The sequence below is a fragment of the Caballeronia sp. GAFFF1 genome (assembly GCF_023630705.1).
Classification (GTDB): domain Bacteria; phylum Pseudomonadota; class Gammaproteobacteria; order Burkholderiales; family Burkholderiaceae; genus Caballeronia.
In genome coordinates this window covers 20,426-39,273 of sequence record NZ_JALQEM010000019.1, presented here as the reverse complement: position 1 = coordinate 39,273, position 18,848 = coordinate 20,426, and the positions used below count along the sequence as shown (strand labels likewise).

18 protein-coding genes are annotated in these 18,848 nt (G+C 64.0%); 8 read left to right on the top strand and 10 right to left on the bottom strand.

The genetic code is table 11. The annotated features are described in order from the left end of the window. Positions 1-248 precede the first annotated feature (248 nt). The 3 genes from NCR37_RS10080 (at position 249) to NCR37_RS10070 (ending at position 3,391) form a co-directional block, all read left to right on the top strand. Positions 249-1,496 (top strand): oligosaccharide flippase family protein, encoded by a 1,248-nt coding sequence (locus tag NCR37_RS10080; protein ID WP_250472875.1) that lies wholly within the window; start codon positions 249-251, stop codon positions 1,494-1,496. A gap of 1 nt (position 1,497) precedes the next feature. Then, positions 1,498-2,580 (top strand): glycosyltransferase, encoded by a 1,083-nt coding sequence (locus tag NCR37_RS10075; protein WP_250472874.1) that lies wholly within the window; start codon positions 1,498-1,500, stop codon positions 2,578-2,580. Positions 2,581-2,695: 115 nt separating this feature from the next. Continuing rightward, a complete protein-coding gene (locus NCR37_RS10070) occupies positions 2,696-3,391 on the top strand; it encodes a dienelactone hydrolase family protein (RefSeq protein ID WP_250472873.1) in 696 nt (231 codons plus the stop codon). Positions 3,392-3,449: 58 nt separating this feature from the next. On the opposite strand, the gene NCR37_RS10065 is transcribed toward NCR37_RS10070, so the two are convergent. From NCR37_RS10065 to NCR37_RS10045, 5 genes are all read right to left on the bottom strand, one after another. Next, complete coding sequence (locus NCR37_RS10065) at positions 3,450-4,559, bottom strand: MraY family glycosyltransferase (protein WP_206466793.1); 1,110 nt, start codon at positions 4,557-4,559, stop codon at positions 3,450-3,452. A gap of 70 nt (positions 4,560-4,629) precedes the next feature. Further along, positions 4,630-5,688, bottom strand: coding sequence for a UDP-glucose 4-epimerase GalE (galE, locus tag NCR37_RS10060; protein ID WP_250472872.1), 1,059 nt, complete (start codon positions 5,686-5,688; stop codon positions 4,630-4,632). Between the two features lie 21 nt (positions 5,689-5,709). Beyond that, a complete protein-coding gene (locus NCR37_RS10055; RefSeq protein WP_250472871.1) occupies positions 5,710-6,849 on the bottom strand; it encodes a glycosyltransferase family 4 protein in 1,140 nt (379 codons plus the stop codon). Between the two features lie 38 nt (positions 6,850-6,887). Next, complete coding sequence (locus NCR37_RS10050; RefSeq protein WP_250472870.1) at positions 6,888-7,694, bottom strand: glycosyltransferase; 807 nt, start codon at positions 7,692-7,694, stop codon at positions 6,888-6,890. Then, a complete protein-coding gene (locus NCR37_RS10045) occupies positions 7,691-8,953 on the bottom strand; it encodes an oligosaccharide flippase family protein (protein ID WP_250472869.1) in 1,263 nt (420 codons plus the stop codon). Before NCR37_RS10045 ends, NCR37_RS10050 begins: the two co-directional genes overlap by 4 nt. Positions 8,954-9,408: 455 nt before the next feature. On the opposite strand from NCR37_RS10045, the gene NCR37_RS10040 reads away from it, so the two are divergent. Further along, a complete protein-coding gene (locus NCR37_RS10040; protein WP_250472868.1) occupies positions 9,409-10,809 on the top strand; it encodes a phosphomannomutase/phosphoglucomutase in 1,401 nt (466 codons plus the stop codon). A 52-nt stretch (positions 10,810-10,861) separates the two neighbouring features. Here the strand turns inward: NCR37_RS10040 and NCR37_RS10035 are convergent, their stop codons facing one another. Further along, complete coding sequence (locus NCR37_RS10035) at positions 10,862-11,293, bottom strand: DUF29 domain-containing protein (RefSeq protein WP_250472867.1); 432 nt, start codon at positions 11,291-11,293, stop codon at positions 10,862-10,864. Positions 11,294-11,474: 181 nt separating this feature from the next. Here NCR37_RS10035 and waaC point away from each other — a divergent pair, with 181 nt between their 5' ends. The 4 genes from waaC to NCR37_RS10015 all read left to right on the top strand — a co-directional run bounded on the left by waaC (position 11,475) and on the right by NCR37_RS10015 (position 15,143). Next, positions 11,475-12,470, top strand: a complete 996-nt coding sequence (gene waaC, locus NCR37_RS10030; RefSeq protein ID WP_250472866.1) for a lipopolysaccharide heptosyltransferase I — start codon at positions 11,475-11,477, stop codon at positions 12,468-12,470. A gap of 56 nt (positions 12,471-12,526) precedes the next feature. Further along, positions 12,527-13,411 (top strand): Kdo hydroxylase KdoO, encoded by an 885-nt coding sequence (gene kdoO / locus NCR37_RS10025; RefSeq protein WP_250472865.1) that lies wholly within the window; start codon positions 12,527-12,529, stop codon positions 13,409-13,411. A gap of 50 nt (positions 13,412-13,461) precedes the next feature. Next, positions 13,462-14,811, top strand: a complete 1,350-nt coding sequence (waaA, locus tag NCR37_RS10020) for a lipid IV(A) 3-deoxy-D-manno-octulosonic acid transferase (RefSeq protein ID WP_250473027.1) — start codon at positions 13,462-13,464, stop codon at positions 14,809-14,811. Positions 14,812-14,960: 149 nt separating this feature from the next. Further along, a complete protein-coding gene (locus tag NCR37_RS10015) occupies positions 14,961-15,143 on the top strand; it encodes a hypothetical protein (protein ID WP_250472864.1) in 183 nt (60 codons plus the stop codon). 63 nt (positions 15,144-15,206) lie between these two features. On the opposite strand, the gene ureG is transcribed toward NCR37_RS10015, so the two are convergent. The 4 genes from ureG to ureC are packed head-to-tail and all read right to left on the bottom strand — an operon-like array spanning position 15,207 to position 18,848. Further along, positions 15,207-15,857 carry an urease accessory protein UreG gene (ureG, locus tag NCR37_RS10010; protein WP_250472863.1) on the bottom strand — a complete coding sequence of 217 codons (651 nt, stop codon included), beginning with the start codon at positions 15,855-15,857 and terminating at the stop codon, positions 15,207-15,209. A 25-nt stretch (positions 15,858-15,882) separates the two neighbouring features. Next, positions 15,883-16,563, bottom strand: coding sequence for an urease accessory protein UreF (locus NCR37_RS10005; protein WP_250473026.1), 681 nt, complete (start codon positions 16,561-16,563; stop codon positions 15,883-15,885). Then, a complete protein-coding gene (gene ureE, locus NCR37_RS10000; protein ID WP_250472862.1) occupies positions 16,550-17,134 on the bottom strand; it encodes an urease accessory protein UreE in 585 nt (194 codons plus the stop codon). The genes NCR37_RS10005 and ureE overlap by 14 nt, the downstream gene beginning before the upstream one ends. A gap of 7 nt (positions 17,135-17,141) precedes the next feature. Further along, the gene (ureC, locus tag NCR37_RS09995; RefSeq protein WP_250472861.1) at positions 17,142-18,848 is read right to left on the bottom strand and encodes an urease subunit alpha; all 1,707 of its coding nucleotides are present in this window, start codon (positions 18,846-18,848) and stop codon (positions 17,142-17,144) included.

The window sequence follows — 18,848 nt, the reverse complement described above, 5'->3', positions numbered from 1 at the left end:
GGTGAAGAACACCAAACGCCAACCGTCAACCCGCGATAACGCGCACCCTTGCCGAATAGTGCTACGCGTTGGCGTCCGCAACCCCGGCTGCCACGCTATTTTTCCCACAGTCGCCTGAAAAGAAGCGCGGACCTCGCGCGTACCTGTCATTCGGACGGGCGCGCGGGCGCGACGCGCAAGGTGGATCGCACGCGATACCGACATATCGCGGCGCCACGAATCGAAATACAGCAGTACGGGGAACGTGAGTGAGATCTGTCCGGCTATCCTTCTTGCCAGCACGCGCGCGGTTCGAGCACGATGCGGCCTTCTGGGTGCTCCTTCAACAAGTGGTCGTGCGCGGCTTCGTCGCGCTGAAGTTTCTCGCCATCGGCCGCATTCTCGGGCCTGAAGCGATCGGCGCGGTCAGCATCGCGCTGCTCGCGGTCGCAATCGCGGAAGCGTTGTCCGATACCGGACTTGCGCAGGCCGTCGTGCAGGGACGCGATGCGCCCTCGCAAGGCGAGCTCGGCGCGGTATGGGCGACGCTCGCGATGCGCGGCATCGTGATCGGTCTCTTGATCGCCGCGCTCGCGCCGTTTATGACGAGCCAGTTCCATCTGGGCGGCTCCATCGGGCTGATCTTGCTTGCCGCCGTTTTGCCGATGGTGCGCGGCGTCGCATCGCCTGCGTACTTCACGGTCACGCGGCAGCGCGGCTTTCAAAAGCTCGCGGGCGTGGAGACTTCGGCGGCGTTCACCGACTGCGCTGTCGGCCTCGCATGCGCGTTGTCGGGCGCGGGCGCGTACTCGGTGCTGATCGGCCTCGTTGCAGGCGAGTTGTTGAAGACGACGCTGACATGGACCGCCATGTCGCCGCGTCCGCCTATCCGCTTCTCGTTCGCGGGCATTTCGCATTACGTGAACTTCAGCCGCTGGATCTGGGCGGGCAGCGTCGTCAATCTTCTGCTGAACCAGTTCGACAAGGTCGTTGTCGCGAAGCTGCTCGGTCCGCTGCAACTGGGCGCCTATCAGATGTCGTCGAAGCTCGCGCAAATGCTGCTTGCCGATGCCGCCATCGCGATGTCGCAGTATCTGTTTCCGACTTTCTCCGAGCATCATCGGCGCGACGTCGCGGGGGCGCGCAAGCTCTTTCGACGCTACCTGCTGCTCGCGGCGGTGGGCCTCACCGTGCTCGTCGTTGCCTTGCGCGTCGCGGCCGAGCCGCTCTTCAATCTCGTGCTGGGGCCGGCGTGGCTGTCGGCGGTGCCGCTCTTTCGCATCTTCGTCATCAACATGGCGATCGGCGCGGTGATCGCGGTGCTCGTGTCGTGGCTGCGCGCGAGCGGCATGCCGAAGGTGGCGACGCATGCGTCCATCGTGCAAGCAGTCGTGCTGTGCGTGACGGTGCCCATCGCCACGCATCTGTGGGGCGTGACGGGCATCGCGTGGTCCATGACCGCGGGGCTTGCATCAGCAACGGCGTGGATGCTTTATCGCATCGTCAGGGAGGCTTGAAATGCGCATCGTACATCTCGTCCTGGCGCCGCGACTCTCCGGCGCCGAGGTATTGGCAAAAGACCTGGCGATTCATCAGCAAAGAAGCGGCGAAACGGTCGCCATTGCGTCGCTCATGCCGCCGCATGACGACTTCACCGCGCTGCAAGCGGAACTCGTGGCGAACGGCGTGCAGTGTCTCTTTCCGGACCGCATGCATGGACGCTTCGGCAAGCTGCTGGAACTGCATCGAACGATCCGTGCGTATCAGGCGGACGTGCTCTTCGCGCACGCGACCATTCCCGCGTTCTATGCGCGCATGCTGCCGCTCGCGGTGCCGATCGTCTACGTGATGCACTCGGCGACCAACGACTTCGAGAGCCGCATGTTCCGGCGCGTCGAGCGCATGCTCTCGCGGCGGGCGCGCGCGGTGATCGCTGTGTCGCCCGCGAACATCGACGATTACGTCGGCGCGGTCGGGCGTCACCCGGCCATGACGCTCATTCCGAACGGCGTCGACATGTCCCGCTTCTCGATGCGTTCGGCGAGCACGACGGGTCACGCATCGCAGCAGATCGTGCAGATCGGGCGCTATACGTCGGTGAAAAATCAGCTCTCGACCGTGCATGCGTTCGAGCAGGTGGTGCAGCGCGTGCCGGATGCGCGGCTGCTGTTGTGCGGCGTGATCGAAGATCCGGCGTATCACGCGGCCGTGGGCGATCTGATCGAAAAGCTCGGGCTTTCGAAGAACGTGAGCCTGCAAGGTCCGCGTTCGGACGTGGCGGAACTGCTCTTCTCGTCGAATGTGTTTGCGATGCCTTCGCGGTCGGAAGGGCATAGCATCGCCTTTCTCGAAGCGCTCGCGTCCGGCGTGCCCGTGGTCGCGAGCACCATTCGTCCGTTCAGCTTCGCGTCGGACTTTCCGAGCGTGCGCCTGTGCGATCCCGACGATACGAAAGCCTATGCGGATGCGCTCGTCGCCGCGCTCGGCCAGCCGCGCGCGCACCGGCCGCTCAACGGCCTGACGCTTGCGGACACGGCCGCGCGTTATCTCGCCGTCGCGCGAGATGTGACGCAACGCTTGCCGCGTCCTGCGCCGGCCTGAAGCGGCAAGTTCTACGCGTCGGGAAAAAAGCGTAGCGCGCGCCAGCCATTCGATGCTGGCGCGCGTTTCTTTTTTCGCCTATGAAATAGCGTAGTGCCGCTCAATGGAGACACACATGTCCGACATGCTCAGCATCTCGACGCCCGATGGCGACTTCGACGCGTACGTTGCATATCCGGCGCAAACGCCCGCGCCTGCCATCGTCGTTCTGCAGGAGATTTTCGGCATCAACGACGACATGCGCGAAACCACCGACGAATACGCGCGACAAGGCTATGTCGCGCTATGTCCTGACCTGTTCTGGCGGATCGAGCCGAATGTGAATCTCACCGATCGGACGGAGGCAGAATGGCAGCAGGCGATGAAGTACTACAACGCATTCGACCTGAACACGGGCGTCGAGGATATCGCCGCGACCATCGGTTTTGCGCGCGGTCTAGAACAGGTGCAGGGCAAGGTCGGATCGGTCGGCTTCTGTCTGGGCGGACTGCTTTCGTTTCTGACGGCCGCGCGCACCGATATCGACGCAGCGGTGTCGTACTACGGCGGCGGCACGGACCAGCACTTGAACGAGTTGCCGAAGATCAAGGCGCCATTGCTCATTCATCTGGCGGAACAGGACGAGTTCATCGATGCCGATGCGCGCAATCGCGTATTGGCCGCCGTGCAAGGTCACGCCAACATCGAGGCGTACACGTATCCGGGCTGTCACCATGCCTTCGCGCGCCATCATGGCGCGCACTACGATGCAGCGGCGGCGAAGCTCGCGAACACGCGCACGGCCGGTTTCTTCGCAAAGCACCTGAAATAAGGCACCAAAACGACAACGCCGCCCGGGAGAGGGCGGCGTTGTGGTCGTGCGCAACGGACTACTTCTTCACCGGATGCGGCCGTCGGAACACCATCCAGCGCGGCACCTTGAAGCGAACGATGCTGACATAGAGCCAGACATAAGTGGCTGCGAACACCACGACGAAGCAGAACAGATGCACCGTATGACGCCAGAACAGCGTCGCGGGAATCACCGCGATGAGGCACAGCAGCCACAGATAGGGCGACGTCAGCGAGTTACGCCGCGTGAGTTCGCGCGCGTTCTGCACGCCGACGGCCCAGCGCATCAGGCGCTTGTAGACGAGCATATGCAGATGCACGCCGTCCGGAATACCGGGCGACATGCCGCGAATGAATTTCTTGCGATAGATCGAGAAGCAGGTCTCGAAGATCGGGTACATGAAGAGCAGCACCGGATACCACGCGGAGACATCGCGGTTGCGCATGACGAGCATGATCGCAAGTTCGGCCAGCATGAAGCCGACGAAGTACGCGCCGCCATCGCCGAGAAAAATGAGGCCGGCGGGAAAGTTCCAGATGAAGAAGCCCATCACCGCGCCCATCATGATGAGCGATCCCGACAGCACGACCGGATCGTGAACCTGGAACGCGACGTAAGCGAGCGACGCGAACATCATGAACGTAACCATCGACGCGAGGCCGTTGAAGCCGTCGATGATGTTCACCGCGTTGGCGAGCGCCGCCACGGCGAGCACCGTCACCGCGCAGGAAATGATTGCGTAGGAGAGCAGAAAATCCAGCGGCGGCACGCTGATGCGCGTCACCGCGATATCGAGCAGCGCATACGCGAGACCGGCAGCGGCCATCGTGCAGATGAGACGCACGAGCGGCGTCACGCGCTTGGTCAAGTCTTCGAGAAGCCCGGAGAGAAACGCAGGCAAGCCGCACGCGATAATGCCGAGAATGCCGCCCGACACGAGCGGATAGCTCCATCGCAGTTGCACGGCGGAGGCGGCGAGTCCGCACAGAATGCCGACGCCGCCGATGCGCGGCACAGGCCGCGCGTGGAATTTCTGCACGCCGGCGAGATCGGTATCGCCGAGCACGCCTTCCTGCAAGTGCGCGAAGCGCACGATCAACAAGGTCACGAAGAGCGAGACCAGAAAAGCAAGCGCAAAACTAAGCATGAAAGTAGACCAGTTGATGACAGCCGCCTCGCATCGCCGCTGAATAGACGATGCGAGGCTCGGCGCCGCTTTATGCGAACCCTTGCGGGTTTTGCGACTGCCAGCGCCAGTGATCGGCACACATGCGCTCGATGCCGTGTTCCGCGCGCCAGCCGAGCAGCTTCTCGGCGGCGGCGGGATCGGCGTAGCACGAGGCCACATCGCCGGGGCGGCGCGGCACGAGTTCGTACGGCACGCGCTTGCCCGACGCTGCTTCGAACGCCTTCACGACATCCAGCACGCTATAGCCGTGGCCCGTGCCGAGATTGACGACGAAACTGCGATCGAGCGAGCGCAGCGCGTCGATGGCCGCAATGTGTCCGCGCGCCAGATCGACCACATGAATATAGTCGCGCACGCCGGTGCCGTCGTGCGTCTCGTAATCGCTGCCGAACACGCGCAGCTTGTCCAGCTTGCCCACCGCGACCTGCGCGACATACGGCATCAGGTTGTTCGGAACGCCTGCCGGGTCCTCGCCGATCAGCCCGCTTTCATGCGCGCCGACCGGGTTGAAGTAGCGCAGCGTCGCAATGCGCCACGACGGATCGGAGACTTCGAGATCGCGCAGAATCTGCTCGGCGATGAGCTTCGACTGACCATAAGGGTTCGTCGCCGAAAGCGGAAAGCTCTCGTCGATGGGCACGCTTTGCGGCACGCCGTACACCGTGGCAGACGAACTGAAAACGAAGTTGCGGACGTTCCGTTCCCGCATCACGTTGAGCACGGCGAGCAGGCTGCCGATGTTATTGCTGTAATACTCGATCGGCTTCGCAACCGATTCGCCCACCGCCTTCAGCGCCGCGAAGTGGATCGCGCCGGTGATGGCGTGTTCGTCGAAAATGCGGTTCAGCGCGGCTTCGTCGCGCGCGTCTTCCTGATAGAACGCGACGCGCTTGCCCGTGATGCGCTCCACGCGGTTCAACGATTCCGCGCGGCTATTGACGAGGTTGTCGATCACCGCGACGTCGTAACCCGCGTCGAGCAACTCGACGCACGTATGCGAACCGATGAAGCCCGCGCCGCCCGTCACGAGAATCGTGCCCTTGGTACCTTTTCCAGCGTCGTTCGGCGACATGTTGCCGTTCATCATGTGCTCTCCAGGAAGCGCAAATCAGAGTGAAATGCCGGTAATGGCGTGTATTGTGCTCTTGTATCGTTCGACGACGTTCTTCTCGTCGAATTCGCGGGCGACCTTCTCGCGGCCGCGTTGGGCCATCGCCTCACGTTCTTCGATCGGCAGCGTCAGCATGCGTTCGAGTTGTTCGGTGAGGCTGTCCGCGCTTTTGACCTCGCACAGCAGGCCGTTCACGCCGTGTTCGACCACTTCGCGGCAGCCGGGAACGTCCGTGGCGACGATCGGGCGGCCCATCGCGGACGCTTCCATCAGCGTGCGCGGCACGCCTTCGCGATACGACGGCAGCACGACGCAATCGGCCGCCGCGACGAGCGGGCGAACATCGTTCGCTTCGCCCAGATACTCGACGATATTCTCACGTTCCCACGCCTCGACGTCCGTGCGGCTGATCGCGCTGGGATTATCCACGCCAACGGGCCCAAGCAATTGAAAACGCGCGTGCGGATAACGCCGGCGCAAACGCCGCGCCGCCTCGACGTATTCGGCGACGCCCTTATCCCACAGCAGCCGCCCGATTAGTATGAACACGAAGTCTTCACGGCGCGGCAAGGGCACGAGCGAGAAATCATCCAGATCGACGCCTTCTCCGTGCAAACGACGCGCACGGTCGGGATGCGCGAGCAGGTTCTCATCGGCAAAAGCCTGATGATCGTCGCGATTGAGGAACCACACCTCGCGCGGAAAGCGGAACGCGAAGCGATAAAGACGCTTGGCGATCTGCGCGGTGCGGCTCTTCTGAATGAACACGTAGCCCAGGCCCGTCGTCACCGCGATGGACGGCACGCGCGCCAGCATCGCGGCAAGCGAGCCGTAGATGTTCGGCTTGATCGTGTAATGAAACACGAGATGCGGGCGTGTCGCGCGATATTCGCGGTACAGCGCCATCATCGTCTTGAAGTCTTCACGCGGGTTCGTGCCTTTGGACGCCACCGGCAATTCCACGCAACGGCAGCCCATTTCGATGAGCGGCTCGAACGTGCGGTCGCGCGGGGCGATGATCGTCACCTGCGCGCCGCGTTCGGTCAACATGCGCAGCACGCCGCGACGATACGTGTAAATGGCCCACGCCGTGTTGCACACGAGGGCGATGCGTAGGCTGGACTTGGCTTTGTTCATCCGGTGCTTGGTCGTTGTGTCGCGCGATGCCGCCGGCCTCATGCCGGCGACGATGCCTTGAAGAGCTTCGCCTTGAGTCCGCGCAGCGCGCGATAGGGCAGCAGCAGGTGAGCGATGCTTTTCGCGACGCCGATCCAGTCGAACGGATTCGCCGCACGGAAGTAACTCAATTGCAGGCGCAGCGTTGACAGCGTTTGTGTCCGGCGCTTGGTCGCGCTGATGCCCGCTTCGTTCAGTTCGTAATACAGGCCGAATTCCGGCAGATTCGCGCCGTCGTAGCGCGCCATGAGACGCAGCAGCAAATCGAGGTCTTCGGCCGCGCGATAGTCCGCGCGATAGTTGCCGACCTCGCGCACCGCATCGACACGCAGCATCACCGACGGATGCGCGAAGCACGAGCGCGCGAGCATGGCGCGGCGGATCGCAGCCGTGTCGGTGGGCGGCGTGAGATCGAATAGCGGCGCGCCGTTCGTCGCGACGACATGCGTCCACATGCCGAGCACCGCCACATGCGGATGCGTCTCCAGATACGCGCGCTGTTTCGCGAGGCGGCCGGGCGTCGCGAGATCGCCCGCATCGATGCGCGCGGCGTAGCGGATATCGCGTTCAGCGAGCGCGTCGATGCCCGCTTGCAACGCGCGTTCGATACCGACGTTCTTCGCCATGCGCAGGATCTCGATGTCGAGGCCGTCGATGACAGGCGCGACGATCGGCGGCGTGCTGCCGTCATCGACGATCAACACGCGCACCGGCGACGCCTCGCGAAACGACGCAAGCGTGCGCTCCACTTCGGCCTGGCCGTTGAAGGCGGGCATGAGGATGGCGACATCGGATAGGGGGTTCATGCGCGCAGCCGGAAGCGAATGTAGTAGAAGTTGACCGACGCCGCCGCAAGATAACCCGCCGCCAGACCGACGAGCGCGCCGTATCCGTTGAAGCGGGGAATGGCCCACGCGTTCACCGCGAATGCGACGGCGAGCGCAAGCAGCCACTTCGACAACAGCACGTACCTCGCCTGGAACTTCAGCACGACGAGATTGCCGATTGCTTCGATGCCCGCAGGCACCGAGAGCCACACGGCCCAGCGAAAAATGCTCGCCGCGCCCGCATAGTTCGGCCCGAACACGCGCGCGATGATGAAGCCCGCGAGCGCATCGAGCACGGCGGCGCCCGCGATCATCAGCGCGGCGGTCATGGCGAAAAGGCGCAGCAGGTTGCGCTTGAGGCGCGGTGTTTCCTGCACGCGATACACGAACGCCGGCGCGATGGTTTGCGAAAGCATCAGCGCGAGCGCGATCCAGTTCTCGTTCAACTGTTGCGCGGCCGAATAGAGCCCGAGTTCCGCGAACGACACGCGATGCGCGAGCATCAACCGGTCGAGCTTCAGGAACAGATACATGCAGATAAGCCCGAGCCAGAACACGGTGCCTGCGCTCGCGAAGTGCCGAAAGAGCGTGCGATCGAAGCGCCAGCCTAGCGTGCCGCCATGACGCCGCATGTAATAGACGACGAGCGCCGCGCCGATAGCCGCGGCTTCGAGCGCCCATAGCCAGCCGAAGCTCGACGCGCGCGCGGCCATGCGCACGAGCAGATACACGAGCGCCGCCTTTGCGATGGCCGTGAACATGCTCGCGATCAATTGCGGCTTGCTGTAGGTCATGCTTTGCAGCCACGCATTGATGACACCGATGAACGGCTCGCGAAACAGCATGGTGACGGCAAGCCCCGCGAGCATCGCGCCGACGATCGGGTCCACGCCGCCCGCCGCGATCCATGCCCACGTCAGCAAGAGCGCGACGACGGACACGCTCATGCGCAGCACGAACGCGCTGCCGAGCACCGCGCCGGTCTCGGCGGGCGGCTTCGCGACGATGGTCGGCACGAGAATCTCCGCGCCGCACACCCATGTGATCGGCGCGATGACGAGCAAGAGCGTGTTCGCGTATTGCCATTTGCCGAACGCATCGGGGCCGAGATAGCGCGCAAGCAGCCCCGAAATGACGATGGCGACGGCAATCTGCGTGAGCCGTTCCAGTCCCAGCCAGACAATGTTGGTGAGCGCGCGGGCGACGTCCGGATTGCCAGAGCGCATGGGCATCTTCATGCGTGTCGCCCGTCTGGAAACTCAGGCACGCGGCGTGCTACGGGAACCTGTTCGCTGTGCAGTCGCGTGAGGGGAAGCGCATCTACGTGAATGTCGGTCAAGTTTTGTGCGTTTGCGCGCGAACGCGCCTCATTCGTCGGGCAGAAGGCGAAAGAGCGTATAGGCATTGGATTAGAATGAATGCGCAGGCTTGAACCGCGGCGCGCAACGTCGAAGGCGCTGAAAGACAGCGATTATAAGTGCGAACGGAAAGGCTTCCTTCGCCCGAGCTTTCAAACTGGCTTGCCTGTTTCGCGATGCTCGAATACGCATGCGCAGCATTCGTCATGTCATGCCTCGCAGTCGTTCGCGCGCATGCCGGTGTGGTCGGGCGCGCTCATATCGTCACGACCTGCACGCCCTTATGGCTGCATCGCCGAGAATTCATCAATTAATACAGAAGAGGTAGCCATCTCATGAGCCAAGTATCCCAGTCCATTTTCAAGGCGTATGACATTCGCGGAATCGTCGGCAAGACGGTCGATAGCGATGTCGCGAAGAGCATCGGCCGCGCGTTCGGCAGCGAGATCCGCAAGCAGGGCGGCGACTCGGTCGTCGTCGCGCGCGATGGCCGGCTCTCCGGTCCCGAGCTCGTCGGCGCGCTCGCGAACGGCCTGCGCGAAGCGGGCGTCGACGTGATCGATGTCGGCATGGTGCCGACGCCCGTCGGCTATTTCGCGGCAAGCGTGCCGCTGCCTTTGCCTTCGGGCGAGCGGCGCGTGGATTCGTGCATCGTCGTGACGGGCAGCCACAATCCGCCCGATTACAACGGCTTCAAGATGGTCCTGCGCGGCGCGGCCATCTATGGCGAGCAGATTCAGGGCTTGTACCAACGCATCGTCAATGACGACTTCAGCTCGGGCGAAGGCAGCTACACCGAGTTCGACGTCTCGCAGATGTATCTGGACCGCATCGTGTCGGACGTGAAGCCGGTGCGCGCGATGAAGATCGTCGTCGATACGGGCAACGGCGTCGCGGGCGGACTCGCGCCGCGTCTTTTCAAGGCGCTCGGCTGCGAGCTGGTCGAACTCTTCACGGACATCGACGGCAATTTCCCGAACCATCACCCGGACCCGGCGCATCCCGAGAATCTGCAGGACGTGATTCGCGCGCTGAAAGAAACGGACGCCGAAGTGGGCTTCGCATTCGATGGCGACGGCGACCGTCTCGGCGTCGTGACCAAGGACGGCCAGGTGATTTACCCCGATCGTCAGCTGATGCTGTTCGCGCAGGAAGTGCTGTCGCGCAACAAGGGCGGCCAGATCATCTATGACGTGAAGTGCACGCGCAATCTCGCGAAGTGGGTGCGCGATCAGGGCGGCGAGCCGGTCATGTGGAAGACGGGCCACTCGCTCGTGAAGGCGAAGCTGCGTGAAACGGGCGCGCCGCTCGCGGGCGAAATGAGCGGCCACGTGTTCTTCAAGGACCGCTGGTACGGCTTCGACGACGGCCTGTACACAGGCGCGCGCATGCTTGAAATCCTGTCGCGCGTGGACGATCCGAGCAAGCTGCTTAACGACCTGCCGAATTCGCTGTCGACGCCGGAACTGCAATTGAAGCTGGAAGAGGGCGAGAACTTCGAACTTATCTCGCGCCTGCAGAAATCGGCGAAATTCGAAGGCGCCGACGACGTGCTGACCATCGACGGTTTGCGCGTCGAATACCCGGATGGTTTCGGCCTCGCGCGTTCGTCGAATACGACGCCCGTGGTCGTGATGCGTTTCGAAGCGGATAGCGAAGAAGCGTTGAAGCGCATTCAGGAAGACTTCCGCCGCGTGATTCTGGCGGAGAAGCCGGACGCGAAGCTGCCGTTCTGATCGAGGCTTTGCGCAGACGGCGCGATCGGGAGGTCGCGCCGTGTTTGTTTGCTTATTCGGGGTAGAACGCGGGCGAGAGGATCTGGTCAGTCGACCACGGAAGTTCTTCCGGAAAGACATCCAAGCCCGTTTCTTCAGCCGCTTTGGACACGGCATCGGCCCATGTACCCACGAGCCAATCCGGGTCGCGCAATGAAGCATTCAGGCTGGGCGTCTTTTGCAGCGCCACGCCCACGGCGCGGCGCTGTTCCTTGATCGTGCGTTGCCAGCTCGAACCACGGCGTCCCCGCTGATATTGCCATTTGAGCAGATGCGCCAGCAGCACTGCCATGCGACGAGACAGATCGCGTTGCTCGCTCCTGCCCACGTCCTCGATTTCCTCTGCGATATGTTCCACGTCGATGGCCGAGAAGTCACCGGCACGCAGCAAGGCCGCCTGCTCGCGCGCCCAAGCCACGACGTCCTGTTCGTAACGTGTTGCCATCGGGAAGTCCTTTCCTGTTCGAATAGTCGGCTCAGCTGCATGGTCAGCGGGATATTCCGGGCTTTTTTGCGGTGGAAGGGCTTCGTGAGGCCATGAACGGCCCCGCCTCGCAACCAACCCGCGCTAAAATCCCCGCTCCCGTTTCCTCATCGTCGCGCGAGCCGCGCCTCTTTCTCACAGCGTGCAAAAGATCCTGATCGTCCGGGTGTCGTCGCTTGGCGACGTCGTTCACAACATGCCGGCCATCGCCGACATTCGCCGCCGCTATCCCGATGCGCAAATCGACTGGCTCGTGGAAGAGAGTTTCGCGAGCCTCGTCGAACTGGTCAGCGGCGTGCGCCGCGCGATTCCGTTCTCGCTCAGACGCTGGCGCAAAGGTTTCGCGTCCGCGGCGAACTGGCGCGAGATCGCCGAGTTCCGGCGTGAACTGGCGGCCGAAAAGTACGATCTCGTCATCGATTGCCAGGGGCTCATCAAGACCGCATGGGTCGCGAGCTGGGCGCGCGGCTCGCTCGTCGGACTCGCGAATCGCACGGACGGCGCGGGCTTCGAATGGCCTGTGCGCTTCTTCTATGACCGGCGCGTGCCGATCGAGCCGCGCACGCATGTCGTTGAGCGCACGCGCCAGCTCGTCGCCGCCGCGCTCGATTTGCCGCGCCCGCAGACGACCGATGACATCGACTTCGGCATCGACACGCGCCGCGCCGCGCTCGCCGTGTCCGCGCTCGGGCTGAATCTGCCGGTGCCGTACGTCACCTTCGTGCACGCCACGTCCCGCGCCGACAAGCAATGGCCCGAAGCCGCGTGGATCGAACTGGGACAGGCGCTCGTGACGCGCGGCGCGTCCATCGTCCTGCCGTGGGGCAGCGACGCCGAGCGCGCGACGAGCGAGAAGCTCGCGAAGGAGTTCGGCGCGGCCGCCATCGTTCCGCCGAAGCTCTCGCTGCCCGCCGTGGTCGGCCTGATCGACGGCGCGGCCGCGACCGTCGGCGTCGACACGGGCCTCGTTCATATTGCCGCAGCGCTGAAGCGGCCGACCGTCGAGTTGTACAATTTCTCGACCGCATGGCGCACAGGCGGTTACTGGTCGCCGAACGTGATCAACCTGGGCGACGCGAGCCGGCATCCGACGCTCTCGGAAGTGAAGGCCGCGCTCGCAGGTTTCGGCCTGCTGTAACGCGTCGGGTCAGTAGCCTTGGCGCCGTGCGCGAGCCAACTCAAGTTCGAGAGCACATGACGGAATCTCAAATTATCGAAGTCGAATCATGCGACTGGCAGGGCAAGAACCTGTCGGTGCCGCGCGAGGCGCTGCTTGCCGGCGTGGAAGACGGCAAGGTCCTCTATTTTCCCAATCTGCGCTTCGCAATCGAAGGCGGCGAGCGCGCGCTGCTCGACCCGAAGATCGCGGACCCGAAGCGCAAGAACATCAGCCTCGCGCCCAACGGCGGCGCGCTCAACGGCGTGCTCGGCGACAACGTGATGCAGTCGGCGGTGCGTTCGCTCATCGCGCGGTATCAGGCGAATGCGCGCTCGCTCGTCGACGGCCTCTTTCCCGAATACGACGGCAAGCTTCGCGTCGCGCCGACGAGCCTGCGGCTGCATCAGGTGGAAACGCGCGAAACGTCGTGGCGCAAGGACGACAGCCGCCTGCACGTCGATGCCTTTCCGTCGCGCCCCAACTACGGCGAGCGCATCCTGCGCGTGTTCACCAACGTGAACCCCAACGGCACGCCGCGCGTGTGGCGCGTCGGCGAGCCGTTCGAGCAGATGGCGCGGCGCTTCTTGCCCGACATCAAGCCGCAGGCGCCGGGTTCGGCGTGGCTCATGAATTTGCTGCACATCACCAAGAGCAAGCGCAGCGAGTATGACCATCTGATGCTGCATCTGCACGACGCGATGAAGGCCAACCTCGAATATCAGAAGTCCTCGCCGCAGGAAACCATGCCGTTTCCGCCCGGTTCCGTGTGGGTCTGCTTTTCCGATCAGACCTCGCACGCGGTGATGTCCGGCCAGTTCATGATGGAGCAGACCTTCTTCCTGCCCGTGAAAGCGATGGCGCGGCCCGATCACGCGCCGCTAGGCATCCTCGAACGGCTCAAGGGCAGGGCGCTCGTTTGAGCGGCGCCCGGTCCGCTCCGTCCGCGCCCGCTGCGCCGCTCTCGGCTGTCGTGCTGAGGGCGATTTATCGCGCGATGTGGTGGATCGTCGCGCCGCTCGCGGTGCTGCGGCTTCTGATCCGCTCGCGCAAGGAGCGCGGCTATCGCGAGCATATCGGCGAACGCTTCGGACGCGGCCCCGCGCGCCGCGCCGACGATCTCGCGCCGCTCATCTGGGTGCATGCGGTGTCGGTCGGCGAGACGCGCGCCGCGCAGCCGCTCATCGAAGCGTTGATGAAGGCGCATCCAGAAGCGCGTCTCCTCATCACGCACATGACGCCGAGCGGCCGGGCGACGGGCGTCGAGCTGTTCGGCAATCGCGTGATGCGCAGCTATCTTCCGTACGATCTGCCGCATCTCGTGCGGCGTTTTCTGCGCGCGTGGCGGCCGTCGATCGGCATCGTGATGGAGACGGAAGTCTGGCCGACGCTCATCGACGAATGTCGTCGCGCCGACGTGCCGCTCGTGCTGACGAATGCGCGCATGTCGGAGCGGTCGTATCGGCGGGCAGCGCGCTTTGGGCGTCCGGTGCGCGAAGTGTTCGGCGGCTTTTCGCGCGTGCTCGCGCAGACGCCTTCGGACGCCGAACGGCTCACCGCGCTCGGCGCGCGCAATGTGGCAGTGCTCGGCAATCTCAAGTTCGACATGACCGCGCCGCCTGAACTCGTCGCGCGCGGGCAGGCATGGCGCGCGGCCATCGGCGAGCGGCCCGTCTGGGTCGCGGCGAGCACGCGCGAAGGAGAGGAGTCGCTGGTGCTGCGCGCGTTCGCCGCTCTGAACGTGCCGAACGCGCTGCTCATTCTCGTGCCGCGCCATCCTCAACGTTTCGACGAAGTCTCCGCGCTGATCGCGACCGTGGGCATGACGAGCGCGCGCCGTTCCGTGTGGGCGCCCAAGCCGGTGGCGGCGGGATCGGGCGCGGACGTGCCGCCGCCGTTGCCGTCGGGCGTGCAGGTTTTGCTCGGCGATTCGATGGGCGAACTCGGCGCCTACTATGCGGCGGCCGACCTCGCGTTCATCGGTGGAAGTCTGCTGCCGCTCGGCGGGCAGAATCTGATCGAAGCGTGCGCGGCGGGCGTACCGGTGCTGATCGGGCCACATACGTTCAACTTCACGCAGGCGACCAACGACGCCATCGCGGCGGGCGCGGCGTCGCGCGTCGACAGTCCGCAGTCGCTCGCTCAGGGCTTGCGCGAACTGTTCAACGATAAAGCGCGCCGTATTGCGATGAGCGCGGCGGCGGCGGCATTCGCGGCGCGGCATCGCGGCGCGACGGAACGGACGGTGGAAATCCTCGGCGTCATGCTGGAAGAAGAGAGCGGGCGACTCAGTCAGGCCGACTCGCTGCGGCTCGTGGAATGACGCTTGCGAAACGATGAGTGGATCGAACGCCTATGCAGCACAGGCATAAAGCGCACGGTCGGTCGGAAACACGCGACCGGCACACGCAGGTCGATCCGCATGCCAGATATGCATCGTTTCAACGTTGTGCGAACGAAGAGGACTCCAGCATGAAGACAGCTCCGCCCACCAGCAAGACCGAGCAGGACGTCAAGGCAGAAAACCAGTCCGGCAAGCCTGCGACGACGAGCAGCAGCAAGCCCGCCAGCGGCCAGCATGCAGCGAATCACACCAAGGCCGGGAAAGACCACGGCGCCGGCGGCGGCGCGAAGCAGCGGCACGGGTCGCGCTGAACTGCTGCAAGCCGAAACTGCGCGGCCACTGGCGACATGGTTCGCCGGCTGGCCGCGCGCCATTTAGCCGATCAGCAGGCCCTTCTTTTCGATGAACGCGATCACGCTATCGAGCCCTTCGAGCGCCTTCAGATTGCACATGACGAACGGCCGCTCGCCACGCATCTTTCTCGCATCGGACGCCATGACGTCCAGATTCGCGCCGACGTAAGGCGCGAGGTCCGTCTTGTTGATGACGAGCAGGTCCGACTTCGTGATGCCCGGCCCGCCCTTGCGCGGAATCTTCTCGCCGCCGGCCACGTCGATCACGTAGATGGTCAGGTCCGAGAGTTCGGGGCTGAACGTCGCGGCCAGATTGTCGCCGCCGGATTCGATAAAGACGATATCCGCATCCGGAAAGCGCGACACCATGCGATCCACCGCTTCGAGATTGATCGACGCGTCCTCGCGAATGGCGGTATGCGGGCAGCCGCCTGTCTCCACGCCCATGATTCGCTCGGCCGGCAACGCGCCCGCGACGGTCAAGAGACGCTGATCTTCCTTCGTGTAGATGTCGTTGGTAATGGCGACGAGATCGTAGTGATCGCGCATCGCCTTGCAGAGCATTTCGAGCAGCGTCGTCTTGCCGGAGCCGACCGGTCCGCCGACGCCCACGCGCAACGGCGGCAGTTTCTTCGTTCGACGAGCGGCGGCGGAATAAGCGGGAGCGTTCATGCGATATCGGTTCTAAGCAAAGAAGTTACGAGCGAAAGAGCCGCGAGTATTGCGACTCGTGCCGCGCAGAAAAAATGCCGAGTTGCGGCGCGAATGTGTTGATTTCATCGGGCGATGTAACCAGCGCGCGAGCCACCGCGTCGTCTATCGGCCCACGCAACGCGACGATAATCCGCTGGCCCGCGAGTTGACCGAGCGGCACGGCCTTCAACGCGGCGGCGGCCTGATTCTCGACCCAACTGAACGCATACGCGGCAAGCGCGGCATCGGGCGCGGCGTCGTGCGCATACGCGGCAAATGCGAACGCCGTCGGTTGCGCGATGGGCTTCATCGCGGCGAGCGTTTCACGGCGCGCCGCATCGCCCCATTCGAGCGATGCGCACAGTTGCGCGAGCGACCATCCCATCTGCTCGGTTTCGCGTCGCAGTTCGGCGGACTCGCGGCTTGCGATGTACTCGTCGTTGGCATGCGCGAGCGACGCTGCATCGTGCGCGCGCCAGCGTTCCATCTGGTGCGCGATGAAAGGCAATTCGCCACGCGCCAACACGTTCGCGAGACCGCTCGCGATCCACTCGCGGGTGGTGTCGGCATCGCGGATGAAGCCGTGTTCGATCGCGGCTTCCAGACCCTGCGAATAACTGAACGCGCCGATAGGCAGCGCCGGCGACGCGAGATGCAGGAGCGCAGTGAGTTCAGTCGTGCGCATGACCGTGGTGGTGATGGTGTCCATGCGCGTGGTCATGCCCGCATGACGAATGATCGTGCCCATGGTGCTCGTGATACACCTTCTGCGCGAGCGCATAGTCCTCGCTGAAGGTTTCGTCGTGACCATGCTTGTGACCGCCGCCATACGCGCCGGTCTCCGGCTGAAACGGCTGCGATTCGCGCGTCACGGTGGCGCCGAGCCGCGCCACCATGTCTTCGAGCACGGCATCGGCTTCGAGCTTCAGATGATCCGCGTGGATCTCCACAGGCGTGTGCCGATTGCCGAGGTGATAGGCGACCCGCATCAACGTCAGCGGGTTTACCGCGCGCACGACGAGCACGTCTTCAGCCGCAGCAATGATACGCACGAGCCCGCCGTCGTCGGCCACGAGAACGTCGTCATTCGCGAGCACGGTGCCGCGCGGCATTACGAGCGCGACTTCCTCGCCGTTGTCGAGCGTGGCGGCGAGGCGGCTCTTGCAGCGCGCATCGAAAGCGAGCGTCAGCGTGGGCGCGCGCTTGATGAGCACGGATGCCAGTTTGGCGGTAAGACGTTTGTCGATGGTACGCATGAGACGATCAGAACAGAAAGTAGCGTTGCGCCATCGGCAGCACGGTGGCGGGATCGCAAGTGAGCAGTTGTCCGTTGGCGATCACCTGGTAGGTCTGCGGATCGACGCTGATGGACGGCTGCCATGCATTGTGAATCATGTCGGCCTTCGTCACAGTGCGGCAGTTCTTCACCGCGACGACCTGTTTCTTCAGGCCATAACGATCGGTTATACGCGACTCCATCGCCAGTTGCGACACGAACGTGAGCGATGTCTTGCCGAGCGCGCCGCCGCGCGTCGCGAACATCTCGCGGTAATGCACCGGCTGCGGCGTCGGAATGGAGGCGTTCGGATCGCCCATTTGCGCGAGCGCGATCATGCCGCCCTTGACGATCATCGCGGGCTTCACGCCGAAGAACGCCGGCTCCCAGAAGACGAGATCGGCCCACTTGCCCGGCTCGATGGAACCCACTTCATGCGCGATGCCATGCGTGATCGCGGGGTTGATCGTGTACTTTGCGACATAGCGTTTCGCGCGGAAATTGTCGTTGCGCGCGTTGTCCTCCGCAAGCGCGCCGCGCTGCACCTTCATCTTGTGCGCGGTCTGCCATGTGCGAATGATGACTTCGCCGACGCGGCCCATCGCCTGCGAGTCGGACGACAACATCGAGAGCGCGCCGAGATCGTGGAGAATGTCCTCGGCCGCGATGGTCTCGCGGCGTATGCGCGACTCGGCGAAGGCAATGTCCTCCGCAATCGACGGGTCCAGATGATGGCACACCATCAGCATGTCGAGATGCTCGTCGAGCGTATTGACGGTGTAGGGTCGCGTCGGATTGGTGGACGAGGGCAGCACGTTCGGCTCGCCGCACACCTTGATGATGTCCGGCGCATGACCGCCGCCCGCGCCTTCCGTGTGATACGTGTGGATCGTGCGGCCCTTGAACGCGGCCACCGTCGTTTCGACGAAGCCCGCTTCGTTCAGCGTGTCCGTGTGGATGGCGACTTGCGTATCGGTATCGTCCGCGACGGAAAGACAGTTGTCGATGGCCGCGGGCGTCGTGCCCCAGTCCTCGTGCAGCTTGAGCCCAATGGCGCCGGCCTTCACTTGCTCGATGAGCGGCTCGGGCAGGCTCGCATTGCCCTTGCCGAGAAAGCCGAGGTTTATCGGCCAGCCATCGGCGGCTTGCAGCATGCGTTCCATGTGCCACGGACCCGGCGTGCAGGTCGTCGCGTTCGTGCCCGTCGCGGGGCCGGTGCCGCCGCCGAGCATCGTCGTGACGCCGCTCGCGAGCGCCTCGTCGATCTGCTGCGGGCTGATGAAGTGGATATGCGTGTCGATGCCGCCCGCGGTCACGATCATGCCTTCGCCCGCGATCACTTCGGTGGCCGCGCCGATGGCAATGGTCACGTTCGGCTGAATGTCGGGATTGCCCGCCTTGCCGACCGCGAAGATGCGCCCGCTCTTGATGCCGATATCGGCCTTCACGATGCCCCAGTGATCGAGAATCAGCGCATTCGTGATGACTGTATCGACCACATCGGCGGAGGTGCGTTGCGACTGGCCCATGCCGTCGCGAATCACCTTGCCGCCGCCGAACTTCACTTCTTCTCCGTACGTGGTGAAGTCCCGTTCGACTTCGATGATGAGATCGGTGTCCGCAAGGCGCACGCGGTCGCCGGTCGTCGGGCCGAACATTTCCGCGTATGCGCGGCGGCCGATGCGTAGCGTCAT